Source organism: Mesorhizobium sp. RCAM 05104, assembly GCF_059683645.1.
On the sequence record NZ_CM185033.1, the window covers coordinates 4800159 to 4814400 of the forward strand.

At 63.0% G+C, this 14242-nt stretch carries 18 protein-coding genes; 8 read left to right on the forward strand and 10 right to left on the reverse strand.

The annotated features are described in order from the left end of the window. The first annotated feature begins 256 nt into the window (after window positions 1–256). The 3 genes from rpoN to ptsN all read left to right on the forward strand — a co-directional run bounded on the left by rpoN (window position 257) and on the right by ptsN (window position 3161). Window positions 257–1783, forward strand: coding sequence for an RNA polymerase factor sigma-54 (gene rpoN / locus AC56QP_RS23535; protein WP_497101014.1), 1527 nt, complete (start codon window positions 257–259; stop codon window positions 1781–1783). 268 nt (window positions 1784–2051) lie between these two features. After that, window positions 2052–2636 (forward strand): ribosome hibernation-promoting factor, HPF/YfiA family, encoded by a 585-nt coding sequence (gene hpf, locus AC56QP_RS23540; protein ID WP_091583223.1) that lies wholly within the window; start codon window positions 2052–2054, stop codon window positions 2634–2636. A gap of 60 nt (window positions 2637–2696) precedes the next feature. Beyond that, the gene (gene ptsN, locus AC56QP_RS23545; RefSeq protein ID WP_091583220.1) at window positions 2697–3161 is read left to right on the forward strand and encodes a PTS IIA-like nitrogen regulatory protein PtsN; all 465 of its coding nucleotides are present in this window, start codon (window positions 2697–2699) and stop codon (window positions 3159–3161) included. Between the two features lie 65 nt (window positions 3162–3226). Here ptsN and AC56QP_RS23550 read toward each other — a convergent pair whose 3' ends face one another. Both AC56QP_RS23550 and AC56QP_RS23555 read right to left on the reverse strand, forming a co-directional pair. Continuing rightward, window positions 3227–3481: a BQ00720 family protein gene (locus AC56QP_RS23550; protein WP_013529590.1), complete on the reverse strand. Its 255-nt coding sequence runs from the start codon at window positions 3479–3481 to the stop codon at window positions 3227–3229. Window positions 3482–3544: 63 nt separating this feature from the next. Continuing rightward, window positions 3545–3970, reverse strand: a complete 426-nt coding sequence (locus AC56QP_RS23555; protein ID WP_023760739.1) for an Hsp20 family protein — start codon at window positions 3968–3970, stop codon at window positions 3545–3547. A 315-nt stretch (window positions 3971–4285) separates the two neighbouring features. Here AC56QP_RS23555 and AC56QP_RS23560 point away from each other — a divergent pair, with 315 nt between their 5' ends. Then, window positions 4286–5227 (forward strand): nucleoside hydrolase, encoded by a 942-nt coding sequence (locus tag AC56QP_RS23560; protein WP_489863270.1) that lies wholly within the window; start codon window positions 4286–4288, stop codon window positions 5225–5227. A 9-nt stretch (window positions 5228–5236) separates the two neighbouring features. On the opposite strand, the gene AC56QP_RS23565 is transcribed toward AC56QP_RS23560, so the two are convergent. The 6 genes from AC56QP_RS23565 to AC56QP_RS23590 form a co-directional block, all read right to left on the reverse strand. Next, window positions 5237–5497 (reverse strand): hypothetical protein, encoded by a 261-nt coding sequence (locus tag AC56QP_RS23565; RefSeq protein WP_489863269.1) that lies wholly within the window; start codon window positions 5495–5497, stop codon window positions 5237–5239. 185 nt (window positions 5498–5682) lie between these two features. Then, the gene (locus AC56QP_RS23570) at window positions 5683–5958 is read right to left on the reverse strand and encodes a hypothetical protein (protein WP_489863268.1); all 276 of its coding nucleotides are present in this window, start codon (window positions 5956–5958) and stop codon (window positions 5683–5685) included. A gap of 155 nt (window positions 5959–6113) precedes the next feature. After that, a complete protein-coding gene (locus AC56QP_RS23575) occupies window positions 6114–6728 on the reverse strand; it encodes a LysE family translocator (RefSeq protein ID WP_489863267.1) in 615 nt (204 codons plus the stop codon). 113 nt (window positions 6729–6841) lie between these two features. Beyond that, window positions 6842–8293, reverse strand: a complete 1452-nt coding sequence (locus AC56QP_RS23580; RefSeq protein WP_489863266.1) for an amidase — start codon at window positions 8291–8293, stop codon at window positions 6842–6844. A gap of 1 nt (window position 8294) precedes the next feature. Beyond that, window positions 8295–9200, reverse strand: coding sequence for a ribokinase (locus tag AC56QP_RS23585; protein ID WP_489863265.1), 906 nt, complete (start codon window positions 9198–9200; stop codon window positions 8295–8297). 187 nt (window positions 9201–9387) lie between these two features. Beyond that, entirely contained in the window at window positions 9388–10266 is an 879-nt protein-coding gene (locus AC56QP_RS23590; RefSeq protein WP_091578030.1) for a methylated-DNA--[protein]-cysteine S-methyltransferase, read from the reverse strand. A gap of 116 nt (window positions 10267–10382) precedes the next feature. On the opposite strand from AC56QP_RS23590, the gene AC56QP_RS23595 reads away from it, so the two are divergent. Then, window positions 10383–11198: a class I SAM-dependent methyltransferase gene (locus AC56QP_RS23595; protein WP_489863264.1), complete on the forward strand. Its 816-nt coding sequence runs from the start codon at window positions 10383–10385 to the stop codon at window positions 11196–11198. 2 nt (window positions 11199–11200) lie between these two features. Here AC56QP_RS23595 and AC56QP_RS23600 read toward each other — a convergent pair whose 3' ends face one another. Next, the gene (locus AC56QP_RS23600) at window positions 11201–11695 is read right to left on the reverse strand and encodes a DUF2244 domain-containing protein (RefSeq protein WP_489863263.1); all 495 of its coding nucleotides are present in this window, start codon (window positions 11693–11695) and stop codon (window positions 11201–11203) included. A 22-nt stretch (window positions 11696–11717) separates the two neighbouring features. On the opposite strand from AC56QP_RS23600, the gene nth reads away from it, so the two are divergent. Continuing rightward, window positions 11718–12530 carry an endonuclease III gene (gene nth / locus AC56QP_RS23605; protein ID WP_489863262.1) on the forward strand — a complete coding sequence of 271 codons (813 nt, stop codon included), beginning with the start codon at window positions 11718–11720 and terminating at the stop codon, window positions 12528–12530. Here the strand turns inward: nth and AC56QP_RS23610 are convergent. Further along, the gene (locus AC56QP_RS23610) at window positions 12518–12973 is read right to left on the reverse strand and encodes a DUF2214 family protein (RefSeq protein WP_489863261.1); all 456 of its coding nucleotides are present in this window, start codon (window positions 12971–12973) and stop codon (window positions 12518–12520) included. The genes nth and AC56QP_RS23610 overlap by 13 nt on opposite strands. 320 nt (window positions 12974–13293) lie before the next feature. Here AC56QP_RS23610 and AC56QP_RS23615 point away from each other — a divergent pair, with 320 nt between their 5' ends. Together AC56QP_RS23615 and AC56QP_RS23620 are read left to right on the forward strand one after the other, a co-directional pair. Beyond that, window positions 13294–13398 carry a hypothetical protein gene (locus tag AC56QP_RS23615; RefSeq protein ID WP_497104090.1) on the forward strand — a complete coding sequence of 35 codons (105 nt, stop codon included), beginning with the start codon at window positions 13294–13296 and terminating at the stop codon, window positions 13396–13398. Window positions 13399–13496: 98 nt separating this feature from the next. Then, a complete protein-coding gene (locus AC56QP_RS23620; RefSeq protein WP_489863260.1) occupies window positions 13497–14069 on the forward strand; it encodes a GNAT family N-acetyltransferase in 573 nt (190 codons plus the stop codon). Window positions 14070–14242: the final 173 nt, after the last annotated feature.

The following is a 14242-nucleotide window of genomic DNA, read 5'->3' on the forward strand; positions in this document are numbered from 1 at the left end:
TGTCTTCACGCAATTCCGGACGTAAAACCGTCTCACACTTTCCTGGAATTGCTCTTAGGCGTGAAATTTGTTTCCTGACACGATTTTTGGCGCCTCGCGGGGCCTTTTTCTTCGATTTTGTCGCCGAATAACGCTCCGGTAAGCGAGTTTTGCTAGCCTTTGCCTTGACAAGCAAAAGCCGGGCCAGTTTCTATGATCGGCTCAGAAATTTCTTCCGGAAGTCCGGATGCGTAGACGAGGCGTTTGAACCCGAACCATGGCGTTGGCGGCTAAACTACAGCTACGACAATCGCAGTCGCTGGTGATGACGCCGCAGCTGATGCAGTCGATTCGGCTGCTGCAGTTCACCCATGTCGAGCTCGAGCACTTCATCGACGAGGAAATCGAGCGCAACCCGCTGCTGGAGCGCGCCGAACCGCAGGACGACGCGACCAGCGACCAGGCGCAGAAGATCGAGGCCGCGCCCGAAGCGGCCGCCGATGGCGACTGGTTCGAGAACGAGACGCAGTGGAGCGCCGAGGCGATCTCGGAAAAGCTCGATACGTCGCTGGAAAACCTGTTTCCCGACGATCCAGGGACAAGCGAGCGGCTCGGCCCCGACCTGACGGCGCAATGGAAGTCGGCTTCGGGCAATGGCGGCGGCTCCTCGTCCGAAGGTTTTGACGCCGGTGATATGGCCGCCGCGGCGATCACGCTGCGCGACCATGTCGGCGAGCAGATCGCGCTCGCCTTCGCCGACCCGGCGCAGCGGCTGATCGCCGGCGATCTGGCCGATGGCCTCGACGAAACCGGCTACCTGCGCGCCGACATGGCCGAGATCGCCGCGCGCCTCGGCACGGACGCCGCCACTGTGGGCAAGGTCCTGGCGGTGTGCCAGGCCTTTGAGCCTACCGGCCTTTTTGCACGCGACCTTGCCGAATGCCTGTCGCTGCAACTGGCCGTGCGCGACCGGCTTGATCCGGCGATGAAGGCTCTGGTCGCCAATCTCGAACTCCTGGCGCGGCGCGATTTCCATGCGCTGAAGCGGATCTGCGGCGTCGACGACGAGGACCTGCTCGACATGCTGGCCGAGATCCGGGCACTCGATCCTCGACCGGGCATGGTGTTTTCAGGTGGCGCCAGCGACGCCATCGTTGCCGATGTCGAGGTGCGCGCGGCCAATGATGGCAGCTGGACGGTCGAGCTCAATGCCGAAACGCTGCCGCGCGTCCTGGTCGACCATGTCTATTTCGCCCAGGTCTCGCCGCAGGCGAAAAACCAGGCGGAAAAGGATTTCCTGGCCGAATGCCTGCAAAACGCCAACTGGCTGACGCGAAGCCTCGACCAGCGGGCAAAGACCATCCTCAAGGTCGCCTCGGAGATCGTTCGGCAGCAGGACGCATTCCTGGTCCATGGCGTGCGCCAGCTGAGGCCGCTCAACCTGCGCACGGTGGCCGACGCCATCGGCATGCACGAATCGACGGTCAGCCGGGTCACCGCGAACAAGTACATGCTGACGCCGCGCGGCGTGTTCGAGCTTCGGTACTTTTTCACGGCCTCGATCGCCGCGTCGGGCGGCGGGGACGCGCATTCCTCGGAATCGGTGCGTGACCGCATCAAGCAACTGATCGATGAGGAAAAACCCGTCGACGTGCTTTCCGACGATGCGATCGTCGACATGCTGCGCGAGAACGGTGTCGATATTGCCAGGCGCACGGTCGCCAAGTACCGGGAGGGTATGAATATTCCTTCGTCGGTGCAGCGCCGGCGTGAAAAACGCGCACTCGCCAGCGCCGGGCGTTAGGGCCGCCCGATTTTCCACAGCTTCTGAGCTTCATTGACAAGCCGCGGCGAAGTGGCTAGAAGCCCGCCCGCATGAGACGGGCTAGATGCCCGCATGCGGATGGTCCGTCACGACGTTGGCCTCGGGACGGCCCAAAAGGGCGGCTCGTGATCAATCGGAAAGTTCGGATTTAAAATCGGCGCGAGTGACGCCGCAAAGCTTGTGCGCGCGGACCACGAGTATAAACTCGGGCCAGTTTGAAGCCTGAGCAAGGAAGGTCAGTTTTCAGATGAATCTGCGCATATCGGGAAAACATATGGATATCGGCGATGCGTTCCGGACACGCATCAACGATCGCGTCGGCGAGGCGATCGGGAAGTATTTCGATCGCGGCTTTGCCGGACACGTCACGGTCATCAAATCGGGCTCGCGCTATTCGGCGGATTGCATGATCCGGCTGGATTCCGGCGCTTCGCTGCAGGCCACGGGCGATGCCCAGGACCCGACGCTCGCCTTCGAGGCGGCGGCGGATCGTCTGGAAACCCGTCTGCGGCGCTACAAGCGCCGGCTGAAATCGCACAATTCGGGCGCCGCCAACGGCGAACCGACCGACATTGCCTACACGGTGATGGCGCCGCTTGCCGATGATGACGAGGACATCCCGGAGAATTTCGCGCCGGCCATCGTCGCCGAATCGACCATGACGCTGAAGACCATGTCGGTGGCGTCGGCGGTTATCGAACTCGATACCAAGGACACCCCGGTCTTCGTCTTCCGCAACGCCGGAAACGACCATCTCAACATCGTCTATCGCCGGCCCGATGGAAACATCGGCTGGATCGACCCGTCCACGACCAAGGTCGCACAGGAATAAAAAGCCGGCCGCACGAGGGGTGGGGACTGGTGACGGCAGGCGAACAAGGGATTTTCAAGCATGGGTCTGAGCGATCTTATCAACGTTCCGGCGATAATGCCGGCGTTGAAGGCGAACTCCAAGAAGCAGCTTCTGCAGCTGCTATCCGAACGGGCAGCGGCGATTTCGGGCATTCCGGAGCGGGAAGTGTTCGACACCATCCTGCAGCGCGAGCGGCTGGGCTCGACCGGAGTCGGCAACGGCATCGCCATCCCGCATGGGAAGCTGGCCGGCGTGAAGCGCATCGCCGGGGTGTTCGCGCGGCTGGAGACCCCGGTCGATTTCGAGGCGCTGGACGATCAGCCCGTCGATCTGGTGTTTCTGCTGCTGGCGCCTGAAGGCGCGGGCGCCGATCATCTCAAGGCGCTGTCGCGTATCGCCCGGGTGCTTCGCGACGCCGATACGGTGGCCAAGATCAGAGGCACGCGCGACGCTGTTGCGATCCACGCGCTGCTGTCCGACACCCAGGCCTCCCACGCGGCCTGAACTTTCCGGAAGAAACCGCCATACGGGCCGCCATGGGCGGCCCTGTCCGTTTCAGCGGGTTGCTTTCAGTGAATGGCGACCGTGGTCAGGTCGTTTTCCATCGCGCCGGCCAAAGCACGGTCACGCGCATCCGAAAGCAGGATCGGCTGGCCATTGGCGGCAAACAGCGCCCACAATTCCATGCCAGGTGCGATTTCGCCGAGATTCGGGAAGCGGCCGAGCAATTCGTCGCTCGAGACCTTGCGCAGATAAGCGACCGAGCCCTCGCCGAGATGGGCGAATTCGCCATTGGTCATGGTGATAGTTTCAGTTCTGGTCATTTCAAGCCTCCTTGGCGCGAGACGCCGCTCAAGGCCATCTCGCATGAGAGCCATCGGTAAAGATCAGTCTTTCACCGATATGTTTATTTTCCGTACCAGCCGTTCGGACTCCGGCCGATCGAGATCGATCGACAAAAGGCCGTTCTTCAGCTCCGCCGCGATCACCCGCATGCCGTCGGCCAGCACGAAACAGCGCTGGAACTGGCGTGCGGCGATGCCGCGATGAAGGAATTCGCGCTCGGTGTCGTCGGTCTGACGGCCGCGCACGACCAGCTGGTTTTCCTCCGTTGTGACATCGAGATCGCTTTCGGCGAAACCGGCGACGGCCAATGTGATGCGCAACCTCTCGGTCTTGCCGTCGGCGCCGCTGAGGCGTTCGATATTGTAGGGAGGGTAGCTGTCACCGGATTTCGCCAGGCGTTCCAGTGTCTTTTCCATGGCGTCGAAGCCAAGGAGAAGCGGGCTGGAAAAAGGCGTCATTCGGCTCATGTTACACTGTCCTCTCAAGAGCGACATAAAGTGGAAAAACCCGGATGGCATTTTTCCCGATGGTCTTGATATGGTCCGCCCCGGGGCCAAGTTCAAGCCATCAAAAAGCCCGCCCAAAAAGACCACGTCGTGGACTCACAAGAATGATCGACATGGCGCTTGAAACGGCAAGCAGATGCAACGAGAAGCGCGACGGTCGGGATTATCTCCCCCGGTCGAGCGGTTCGACGTGGCAGCTCGCTGTCGCTGTAGCGCCCTTCGGATGTTGCGACCGGATTCATTCAAGTGCATGGCCTAGCCAAACAAGGAATTGAAATGCCCCAATCACGCAAGATCATCATCGACACGGATCCCGGCCAGGATGATGCCGTCGCCATTTTGCTGGCGCTCGGCAGCTCCGAGCTGGAGATCGTCGGCATCACCGCCGTTGCCGGCAACGTGCCGCTGAGGCTTACCGAAAAGAATGCCCGCAAGATTTGCGAGCTGGCTGGCCGGCCGGATATCAAGGTCTACGCCGGCGCCATCCGGCCGCTGCTGCGCGAACTGGTCACCGCCGAGGAAGTGCATGGCAAGACCGGCCTCAACGGGCCGCAATTGCCCGAACCGACGATGAAGCTGCAAAAGGAGTACGCGGTCGATTTCATTGTCGAGACGCTGATGAAGGAAGAGAGCGGCACCATCACGCTTTGCCCGCTCGGCCCGCTGACCAACATCGCGCTTGCGCTGATCCGCGAACCGCGCATCGCGCATCGGATCAAGGAAATAGTGCTGATGGGCGGCGGCTTCTTCGAGGGCGGCAATGTGACGCCGGCGGCCGAATTCAACATCTATGTCGATCCGCATGCCGCCGATATCGTGCTCAAATCCGGCATTCCGATCGTGATGATGCCGCTGGATGTCACCCACAAGGCGCTTACAACCGCCAAGCGCACGCAGGCCTTCCGCGCACTTGGCACCAAGGTCGGCACCGCGACAGCGGAGATGCTGGAGTTCTTCGAGCGATTCGACGAGGAGAAATATGGCACCGACGGCGGGCCGCTGCACGACCCCTGCGTCATCGCCTATCTGTTGAAGCCGGAGCTGTTCAAGGGCCGCACCTGCAACGTCAGCGTGGAAACCGCCTCGGAACTCACCATGGGCATGACCGTGATCGACTGGTGGGGCGTCACCAAGCGGCCGAAGAACGCCATGGTGATGCGCGACATCGACCATGATGGCTTCTTCGCGCTGCTGGTGGAGAGGCTGGGGCGGCTTTAAGCCCCATCCTCATCCATGGGGCAGTCGGTAGGTGTCGGCGCCGTGCTTGTGACGTTGCCGCTCCACTCGGACTTGCGAACCGATCATGTGCGGCGTCTCCACCTCACCGTCGACAAACACCAGTTCGGCGGTGTCCTCGAGACGGATTTCATATCTGTAGTGAAACCCCTGACCGACGGCACTTTTTGGATTGAGAGGCATCGTCGTAACGTATTCGATCTTGCCTCCCACCGATTGTGTGCCGACAATGGGGTCAGCCTGCCTCATCATGACAGGGACCAGAGGCCCAAGGGCGAGAGCACAAAACATGGCTACGCCAACAGCTGCTTCGCCAAATTCTTCCTGAAGCAAAAGCAGGCGATTTCTAAAAGAAAACCCGGATGTGCCCATACTCAATAGGTAAGTAGGCTATCGATTTTACTTCAAGGGAGCTTTTTAAAATTAATCCCGATGGTTCAATTCGCAAACCGGTAGGAAACGGAACCATTGTCGCGGGTAACGCGCTCAATCCTGGCGTTTGAGCCGATGAGGTGCGGTTGCTCATCGTCGACAAGTACCAACGAGTTGTCGTTGAGTGACAGGGCGTAAGTGGGGCCGTCATTCTTGCCCCAGTAGACGCTCCTGATCGTTCCATCGATCGCGTCAACCGACCGGATCGGGGTTGCGTCGTTGGCCCATTTGCTTGCCGCCAACACAACCATGATCGCAAACACACCGACGAAGAGTATCACGCTAGGCGCGTTCCTCTTCAAACCATCCCAGGTCCAAAAGACAGACATGAATCCCTCAACATGGATTCATGTGGTAGGGGTAGAACACACTTTCAATCGGTTGCCATTCCAGAACACTGCAACTCTTCGTCACGCCGGCCTCGCGGCTCCTGCCGTTACTTCGACCGCGAAAATGCCAGCCACAGGCCGCCGCCGACCAGGAAGCTGCCGCTGATCCTGGACATGAGCTTGATGCGGCTGGCTGACAACAGGCGCCCGGCGCGGCCGGCCGCCAGCGCGTAGGTCGAATCCGAGACGGCCGCGAAGATCATGGCGGTGAGGCCCATGACGACGATCTGCAGCGAGTAGTTGCCCTGCGGCGCGATGAACTGCGGAAAGAAGGCGCCGAAGAACACCAGCGTCTTGGGGTTGCTGAGCGCCACCAGCAGGCCCTGCAGGAAGAAGCCGCCGCGCGGCTTCCTCGCCGTTCCATCGGCGTTCAGCTTGCCCTTGGAACGGAACATCTGCACCCCCATCCAGATCAGATAGGCGGCGCCGATCAGCCGCACCCATTCGAACCAATGGCCCATGCCCGCAATCAGCGTGTTGAGGCCGATGCCGACAATGGCGATCATCACGGCCAGCCCGGCCTGCGTGCCGGCAACATTGGCGAGACCGGCACGGGAGCCATGGCGGATGCTGTTGGCGATGATCAGCGTGACTGTCGGGCCGGGCACCAGGATGATGACGATACAGGCGAGGACATAGGCGGCGTAGAGTTCCAGCGACATGATTTTCCCTCGGAATGCCGCCGATGCGGCGCGGCTGGCGACAATCAATGCATGACAAGAATGCTCGCGCAAGCCTGCCCCGCGAGGCACTGTGATCCGCCAGTGAACCCGGGTCAGGCGCCGGCGGGCCAGGGCAGGATCGCCTCATAGGCCGCCGCCGCCTTCAGCACGGCGAGGTCGCCGCGCGGCCGGCCGATCAACTGCATGCCCATTGGCCGGCCTCTGTCGTCGAAGCCGACCGGCACGTTGACCGCCGGGCAGCCGCCCAGGGTGGCGAAGGCGGAAACCTGCATCCAGCGATGGTAGCTGTCCATCGCTCGTCCGGCGACTTCACGTGGCCAGTGCGTGCCGACATCGAAGGGGAAGACCTGCGCGGTCGGCAGCGCGATGAGATCGAAGCGGTCGAAGATCGACAGCAGCGTTCGATGCCAGGACGTGCGGATGACCGAGGCCGCGCGGATCCGCGGCGCCGTCAGCCGCATCGCGTTCTCGACTTCCCAGATGGCTTCCGGCTTCAGCAGGCCGCGCTTCGAGGGATCGTCATAATGGGTCTTGAGCGCACAGCCGCTGCTGGCCTGGCGCAGCGTCACGAAGGCCTGCCACAGCGCTTCGAAATCGACATCCGGCAGCAGGGGTTCGGTCAGGAAGGATGCATCAGCGAATCGGTTCAGCGCGGCCTCGCACAGTTCGAGGATGCCCGGTTCGACCGGCAGGTGACCGCCGAGATCACGGAGCCAGGCAATGCGGCCGCCAGTCGCTGCCGTTGCAAGCCCTTCGAGGAAGGAGCCTGGTTTCTCGTAGGACAAGGGCGCGTGCGGATGATAACCCGCCTGCACGTCGAGCAGCAGCGCCATGTCGCTGATATTGCGGCCCATCGGCCCGTCGACACCCATCTGCGCATGGAAGACTTCAGGGTCCGGCCCGCCGGGGACAAGCCCTTGCGACGGTCGGAAGCCGTAGACATTGTTCCAACCAGCCGGATTGCGCAGCGAACCGCCGAAGTCGCTGCCATCGGCGACAGGCACCATGTCGAGCGCCAGCGCCACCGCCGCGCCGCCGCTCGAGCCGCCGGCGGTCAGGGCAGGGTCGAAGGCGTTCAGTGTCGGCCCGAAAACGGTGTTGTAAGTGTTGGAGCCAAGGCCGAATTCGGGGACATTGGTCTTGCCGATGATGATGGCGCCGGCGTCACGGATACGCTCGACGAAGAAGTCGTCTTCCTGCGGCACGAAATCGGCAAAGATCGGCGAGCCGAACGAGGTCCTGAGGCCGGTGGTCGAGGCGAGGTCCTTGATGGCGATCGGCAGGCCGAAGAGCGGACCGGTTTCGACACCCGCCTGCCGCCGGGCATCGGCCGCATCGGCCTCGCGCAGGATATCGCCACGGTCGCGCAACGAGACGATGGCATTGACCAGCGGGTTGACCGCCTCGATCCGGTCGAGGAATGCCGTCACCACTTCGCGCACGGAGAGCTTCTTCTGCCGGATCGCGGCGGCAAGCGCGACAGCGGACATACGGCAGATGTCGCCGGCCGACGGCACGGCATGCTTCGTCCGAGGGCGCATCATCTCAACGGGTTTCCAGCAGCGCCTGGTCGACATCCTTGGCCAGCGGGATCGCCGGCTGGGCGCCCGGCTTGAGGCAGGCCAGCGAACCAGCCGCGCCGGCGCGCGCCAGCGCCTGTTCGAGCGTGAGGCCGGACGAGAGGCTGGCGGCGAAATAACCGCAGAACGTATCGCCGGCGCCGACGGTGTCGACAGGGGTGATCTTCATTGCCGGAATGGTCAGGAAATCGGTCGGTGTCGCCGCCATCACGCCGTCACCACCAAGCGTGACGACGATGGTGCGGCCGGTTTTCCCGGCAAAGTCGCGCATGCGCGCCGCCCGGTCGCGGCCGCTCAACTTGAGCGTCTCGCCGTAGAGGTCGAACTCGGTCTCGTTGGCCACGATATAGTCGGCCTTGCCGAGCAAGGCGGCGGCCTCGCCCTGGAAGGGTGCAGTGTTGAGCACGGTGATGGCGCCTCCCGCTCTTGCCTGATCAAGGGCTGCGCCGACGGTCGCAAGCGGGATCTCATGCTGCAGCAGCACGACATCGCCTTTCTTCAAGAAGGCCTTGGAGAGGTCGCCGGGCAGGACGGACGCGTTGGCGCCCGGCACCACGGCGATGATGTTCTCGCCGTCGTCGCCGACCATGATCAGCGCCGTGCCCGTCGAGGCAAATGTCTCGGCGACACCGGACAGGTCGACCTTGCCCTCGCGCAGCAATGCCAGCGCCTCGGGAGCGAAGCTGTCCTTGCCAACGGCGCCCACCATGCGCACGGGGACGCCGGCGCGAGCCGCGGCCAGCGCCTGGTTGGCGCCCTTGCCGCCGGGCGCAGTGGTGAAGCTCGAGCCGCCCACCGTCTCGCCGGGGCTCGGCAAGCGGTCGACTTTGGCGATGAGGTCGAGGTTGATCGAGCCGATGACGATAATCAAGGAATGCCTCCTGCTGAATGCGCGGGAAGCTACCCTGTAAGACCGCTGGTTTCCAGAGCTTGCTGATGTCGCAAGCGCCATGGTGTTGGGCCATTCGCTGAGGTCAGCGAGGTGACGTCATTTCCCACACGACGTGAAAACGCCGACGAAAGGATCTCGCCGGCGTTGCAGCAGTATCCGAGCCAATTCAAGATGTGACTTGCCCTGCTTCCCAGCCCAGGATGGCGCGCTTGCGGGTCAGGCCCCAGTGATAGCCGGTGAGGTCGCCGGATTTGCCGATGGCGCGATGGCAGGGCACCACGAAGGAGAGCGGGTTGGCGCCGTTGGCGGCGCCGACCGCGCGGCTGGCGCTCGGCGCGCCGATGCTAGCGGCGATCGAGGAATAGGTGCGGGCCCTGCCCATCGGGATGTTGAGCAGCGCCTCCCAGACACGAACCTGGAAGTCGGTGCCGATCATGACGACATGCAGCGGCTGGTCGGGGCGCCACAGTGTCGGGTCGAAGATGCGCGCGGCATAGGGCCCCGTGGCGGCCATGTCCTCGACATAGATGGCGTTCGGCCAACGGCTGGACATGTCGGCGAAGGTGGCGCGCTCCTCGCCCGGGTCACTGAAGGCGAGGCCGGCAAGCCCGCGATCGGTGGCCATGATCAGGGCGGTGCCGAACGGCGAGGGATGGTAGCCATAGCGCATGGTCAACCCGGCGCCGCGCGTCTTGTAGTCGCCCGGCGACATCGCCTCATGGGTGACGAAGAGGTCATGCAGCCGGCCAGGGCCGGACATGCCCAATTCGAACGACGTTTCGAGCAGCGGCATGCCGGAATCGAGCAGCCTGCGGGCATGGTCGAGCGTCACCGCCTGCAGGAAAGCCTTGGGCGACAGGCCGGCCCAGCGGGTGAAGAGCTTCTGCAGGCCGGTCGGCGTCTCGCCGACCTCCTCGGCCAGTTCTTCGAGCGACGGCTGGTCGCGATAGTCGAGGCTGATTTTCTCGATGGCGCGGCGCACGATTTCGTAGTCGCTGCCTTCGGGCGTGATGTCCTTCTTGAGGACTGCTGTCTGTGTGCTCATCGAACTGTCTCCTCGGTCAGGAATATCGCCCCTTGGGGCGTCGGTCGCCACCCGAAACTTGCCTTCTTGCCGCGCATACCCAGATAGACACGGAATTTCGAGCCCAGGAGGCGCCGATGGCTGGCGAGAAAGTGCATCTGACGGGGGAAAAAGAAACCTTGCTGATGACGCTCTACGGCAAGGCGCTGGAGAGCAGGTTGCCCAATTCGCTGCTCGGGGATCATTTCGCCGACGAGGCGGTGCGCAAGATCGACTATGATTTCTCCAGGCTCAAGGTCGACGCCAATCTCGGCGTTGGCCTGGCGATCAGGGCAAAGACGCTGGACGTCCGCGTTCAGGACTTTCTCGCCAGAAATCCCGACGCCATCGTGCTGCATCTGGGGTGTGGGCTCGATACACGCATCTTCCGTGTCGATCCGCCAGAAGGCGTGGAGTGGTTCGATGTCGACTACCCGGAAGTGATCCAACTCAGGCGCAAGCTCTACCCGTCCCGGGACCACTACCACCTGATCGGTTCGTCGCTGACCGAACCGGATTGGCTGACTGAGGTGCCGCGCAGCCGACCGGCCGTCGTGGTGGCGGAAGGGCTGACGCCCTATCTCCCAGCCGATGAAGGGCCACGCCTGCTAGCGCGGCTTGTCTCTCATCTTGCCAGCGGCGAGCTGATGTTCGACGCCTACAGCCATTTCGGCCTGAAGCTGCTTCGTCTCAATCCGACCATCAAGGCGACGGGCGCAGAAGTTCACTGGGCGATCGACGATCCGCATGACCTGGAGCGGGCCGTTCCGAAGCTGCGATTCGTCGAGGACATCTCGGCCTACAAGCCCGAACACGCCGCCCGCATGGGCTGGTCCGCCAAGCTGTTCGTTCGGCTTTGGAGACACATTCCCGCATTGCGCAAGGTCGGCAGGCTTTTGCGCTACCGGTTCTAGAATCAACGCGCCCTGGCGGTCGCCAGAGCCCGCGAAAAGGCGGTGGCGAAACTTTCGCGAGAGTCGGGGTCCAGGAAAGACCCGATCGGCACGTTCTGGCCCTGCGCTTCGACCGTCATCCTGGTGATGCCGATCTCGGCATGACGGGCGACTGAAAACCGTGCCCAGAACGGGTTGAAGCGGTGTGCTTCCGATTTTCCCGAGGGCGCGGTCTTGCGGATGTCGAGGCTGGTGCGGGAAACCGACACCTCCTCGCGGGCGCGGGCGGCCCGATAGTTGGCACGGAAGGCAATGTAGACGGCGACCACGTCGAGGCCGAAGAAGCCGAACACCGGCCAGGCGCCGCGCGACAGGAAAAACGCGCCAGTCACCAGCCAGCCAAACAGCAGCGCGCCCATGAGGATGAAGAAGCCAGTCCTGCCCAGCGACCGGTGCGGGGTCAGCAGTGCCTGAAAGAATGGTTCGTCAGCCTGAAATGAGGCGTTTGTGTCGCTCATGACTGGACATTATAGGAAGAGAATGGCGAGCCCCAAGTCCAAAGAGTCTTCGATGCCCAAAAAAGAGCTGCCGGCCGGACGGCGCGACGGTTCGAACGCCAAACCGCGGCCGAGGCCGGTGCGACGCTCGTCGCGCTACAGCGCGGCCGAAGTGCACGAGATCTTCCGGCGCTTCTCCGTCCAGCGGCCGGAGCCAAAGGGCGAGCTCGAGCATGTCAACGCCTTCACGCTGCTGGTCGCGGTGGTGCTTTCGGCGCAAGCGACCGACGCCGGCGTCAACAAGGCGACGCGGGCGCTGTTCAAGGCCGCCGACACGCCGCAAAGGATGCTGGCGCTCGGCGAAGCCAAGGTCGGCGAGTATATTCGCACCATCGGACTCTGGCGCAACAAGGCCAAGAACGTCATCGCGCTGTCGGAGGCGCTGATCCGCGAACATGGCGGCGAGGTGCCCGGCGACCGCGACCAACTGGTCAAGCTGCCAGGCGTCGGGCGCAAGACCGCCAACGTCGTGCTCAACATGGCCTTCGGCCAGCACACGATGGCGGTCGACACCCATATCTTCCGCATCGGCAACCGGCTCGGGCTGGCGCCCGGCAAGACGCCGGAACAGGTCGAGCAGGGGCTGTTGAAGATCATTCCGGACGAGTACATGCGCCACGCGCATCACTGGCTGATCCTGCACGGCCGCTATGTCTGCAAGGCGCGCAAGCCGGATTGCCCGGCCTGCGTGATCGCCGACATCTGCAAGGCGCAGGAGAAGACGACCAGCATTCCGGCACCCTTGGTGCCGATCGCTCCTCTTGAAACGGTTGCCGCTGAAGATCAGGTGCCGTAGCCGCGCGCCATCGCCGCGGCGAAGACCGGAATCAGCAGGAAGATGAACGCCTCGGCGCGGATGTAGGTCTTCACCGAAGCAAGCTCGGCTGCCGGCACCAGGAACGAGGGATTGGCGCTTGCCTGCCTGTTCCAGGAAATGAAGCGGACGGTCGGGATGATCGACAGCAGCCCCACGACCGCAAACGCCGCCATCTTGGCCCAGAACACCCAGTTGTAGATGTAGAATTCCCAGCCCTTGAGGCCGTAAAAGACGCGGCCGATGCCGACGACGATGATCAGCGCGGCGATGATGCCATAGTGACGGTCGATGCCGGCGAGCCGCTTGAGCGTGGTGGCGGGCAAATCGCCGCGGATCAGCACGAATTCGGCGCCGATGATCCCCGCCAGGGAAAACACCAGCAAATGATGGACGATGGCGAGCACAAGATCGGTGGTGTCCATGTCTTTTCCCTCGAACGAAGAGGCCGGCACGCGGGTCGCGGCGGCTGAATCACGCCTTGGAAAAGTAGCATCATTGACGGAAAATCCCATCCCGAAGCTTGAGCAGAAGAGGGCCCGTCATTATCGCTGAATGTCGGTCGTGCCTCGCCATCAGCAGCGTTGACGCTGGGTTTCGGCACGGTAGGTTCGGTCACATGACTGGATTGAAACGCTCCCTGAACCCGATGCCTGACGATGTCCGCGCCGCCCTGACGGAGCGCGGCCTGATGGCGACGTAAGGGGCCCGGCCGGAGTACCAGAAGAACGATTATCTCGGCTGGATCGTCCGCGCCAAGCGACCGGACACCAGGAAGAAGCGGCTCGATCAGATGCTGGACGAGTTGCAGCGCGGCGGCGTCTACATGAACATGGCCTGGCGCGGCTGAGAAAGATTGTCCCGCCTGGAGGATGACATATCCTGCCTTGGCCCTTGCTTGACCCTGGCCATTTGCTACGCGCCGGGTAGGCAAGCGAGGCAGAGTCCATGAGCAGTCCAAAAGCAACCGGCGTCCCTGTCATCGAGACGGAGCGAACCATCCTGCGGTCGCACCGAATGGAGGATTTCGACGCCTATGCCGCCATGTGGGTCGATCCGGTCGTTACCCGTTTCATCGGTGGCAAGCCGCGCACGCGCGAGGAAAGCTGGATGCGCTTCCTGCGTCATGCCGGCCTGTGGTCACTGCTCGGCTACGGTTTCTGGGCGATCGAGGAAAAGGCGACAGGCCGCTTCGTCGGCGAGGCCGGGTTTCACGATCTGAAGCGCGATATGGAGCCGTCGATCGAAGGCATTCCCGAGGCCGGGTGGGCGCTCGTTCCGGCCGTGCACGGCGCCGGTCTTGCCACCGAGATCGTCAGCCGTGTGCATGCCTGGGGCGACGAGACGTTCGGACATGCGAGAACCGTCTGCATCATCGATCCGGAAAACACGGCTTCGCTTAATGTCGCGGTCAAATGCGGTTACCTGGAAGTGACGCGGACCCTTTATCACGATGCCCCGACCATCCTGCTTGAGCGGCAACCTCAAGGCGGCCTGTCGGCCAAAGCCCAAGGCGCCTAGCCGACGTTGCGGCGCAGCTTCCGTGCCAGATCGGCCCTCGAATCTGCGGTGTCGCCCGCGACAGGCGTGGCGCCCCGGCCGCGCAGCACCGTCGTGGCATCGAAAGGCCGCGGCCTGGCGATCGCAAAGCCTGGCGCCAATACCGGCACGCGGTGCGGCCGTTTCCTGAAGGG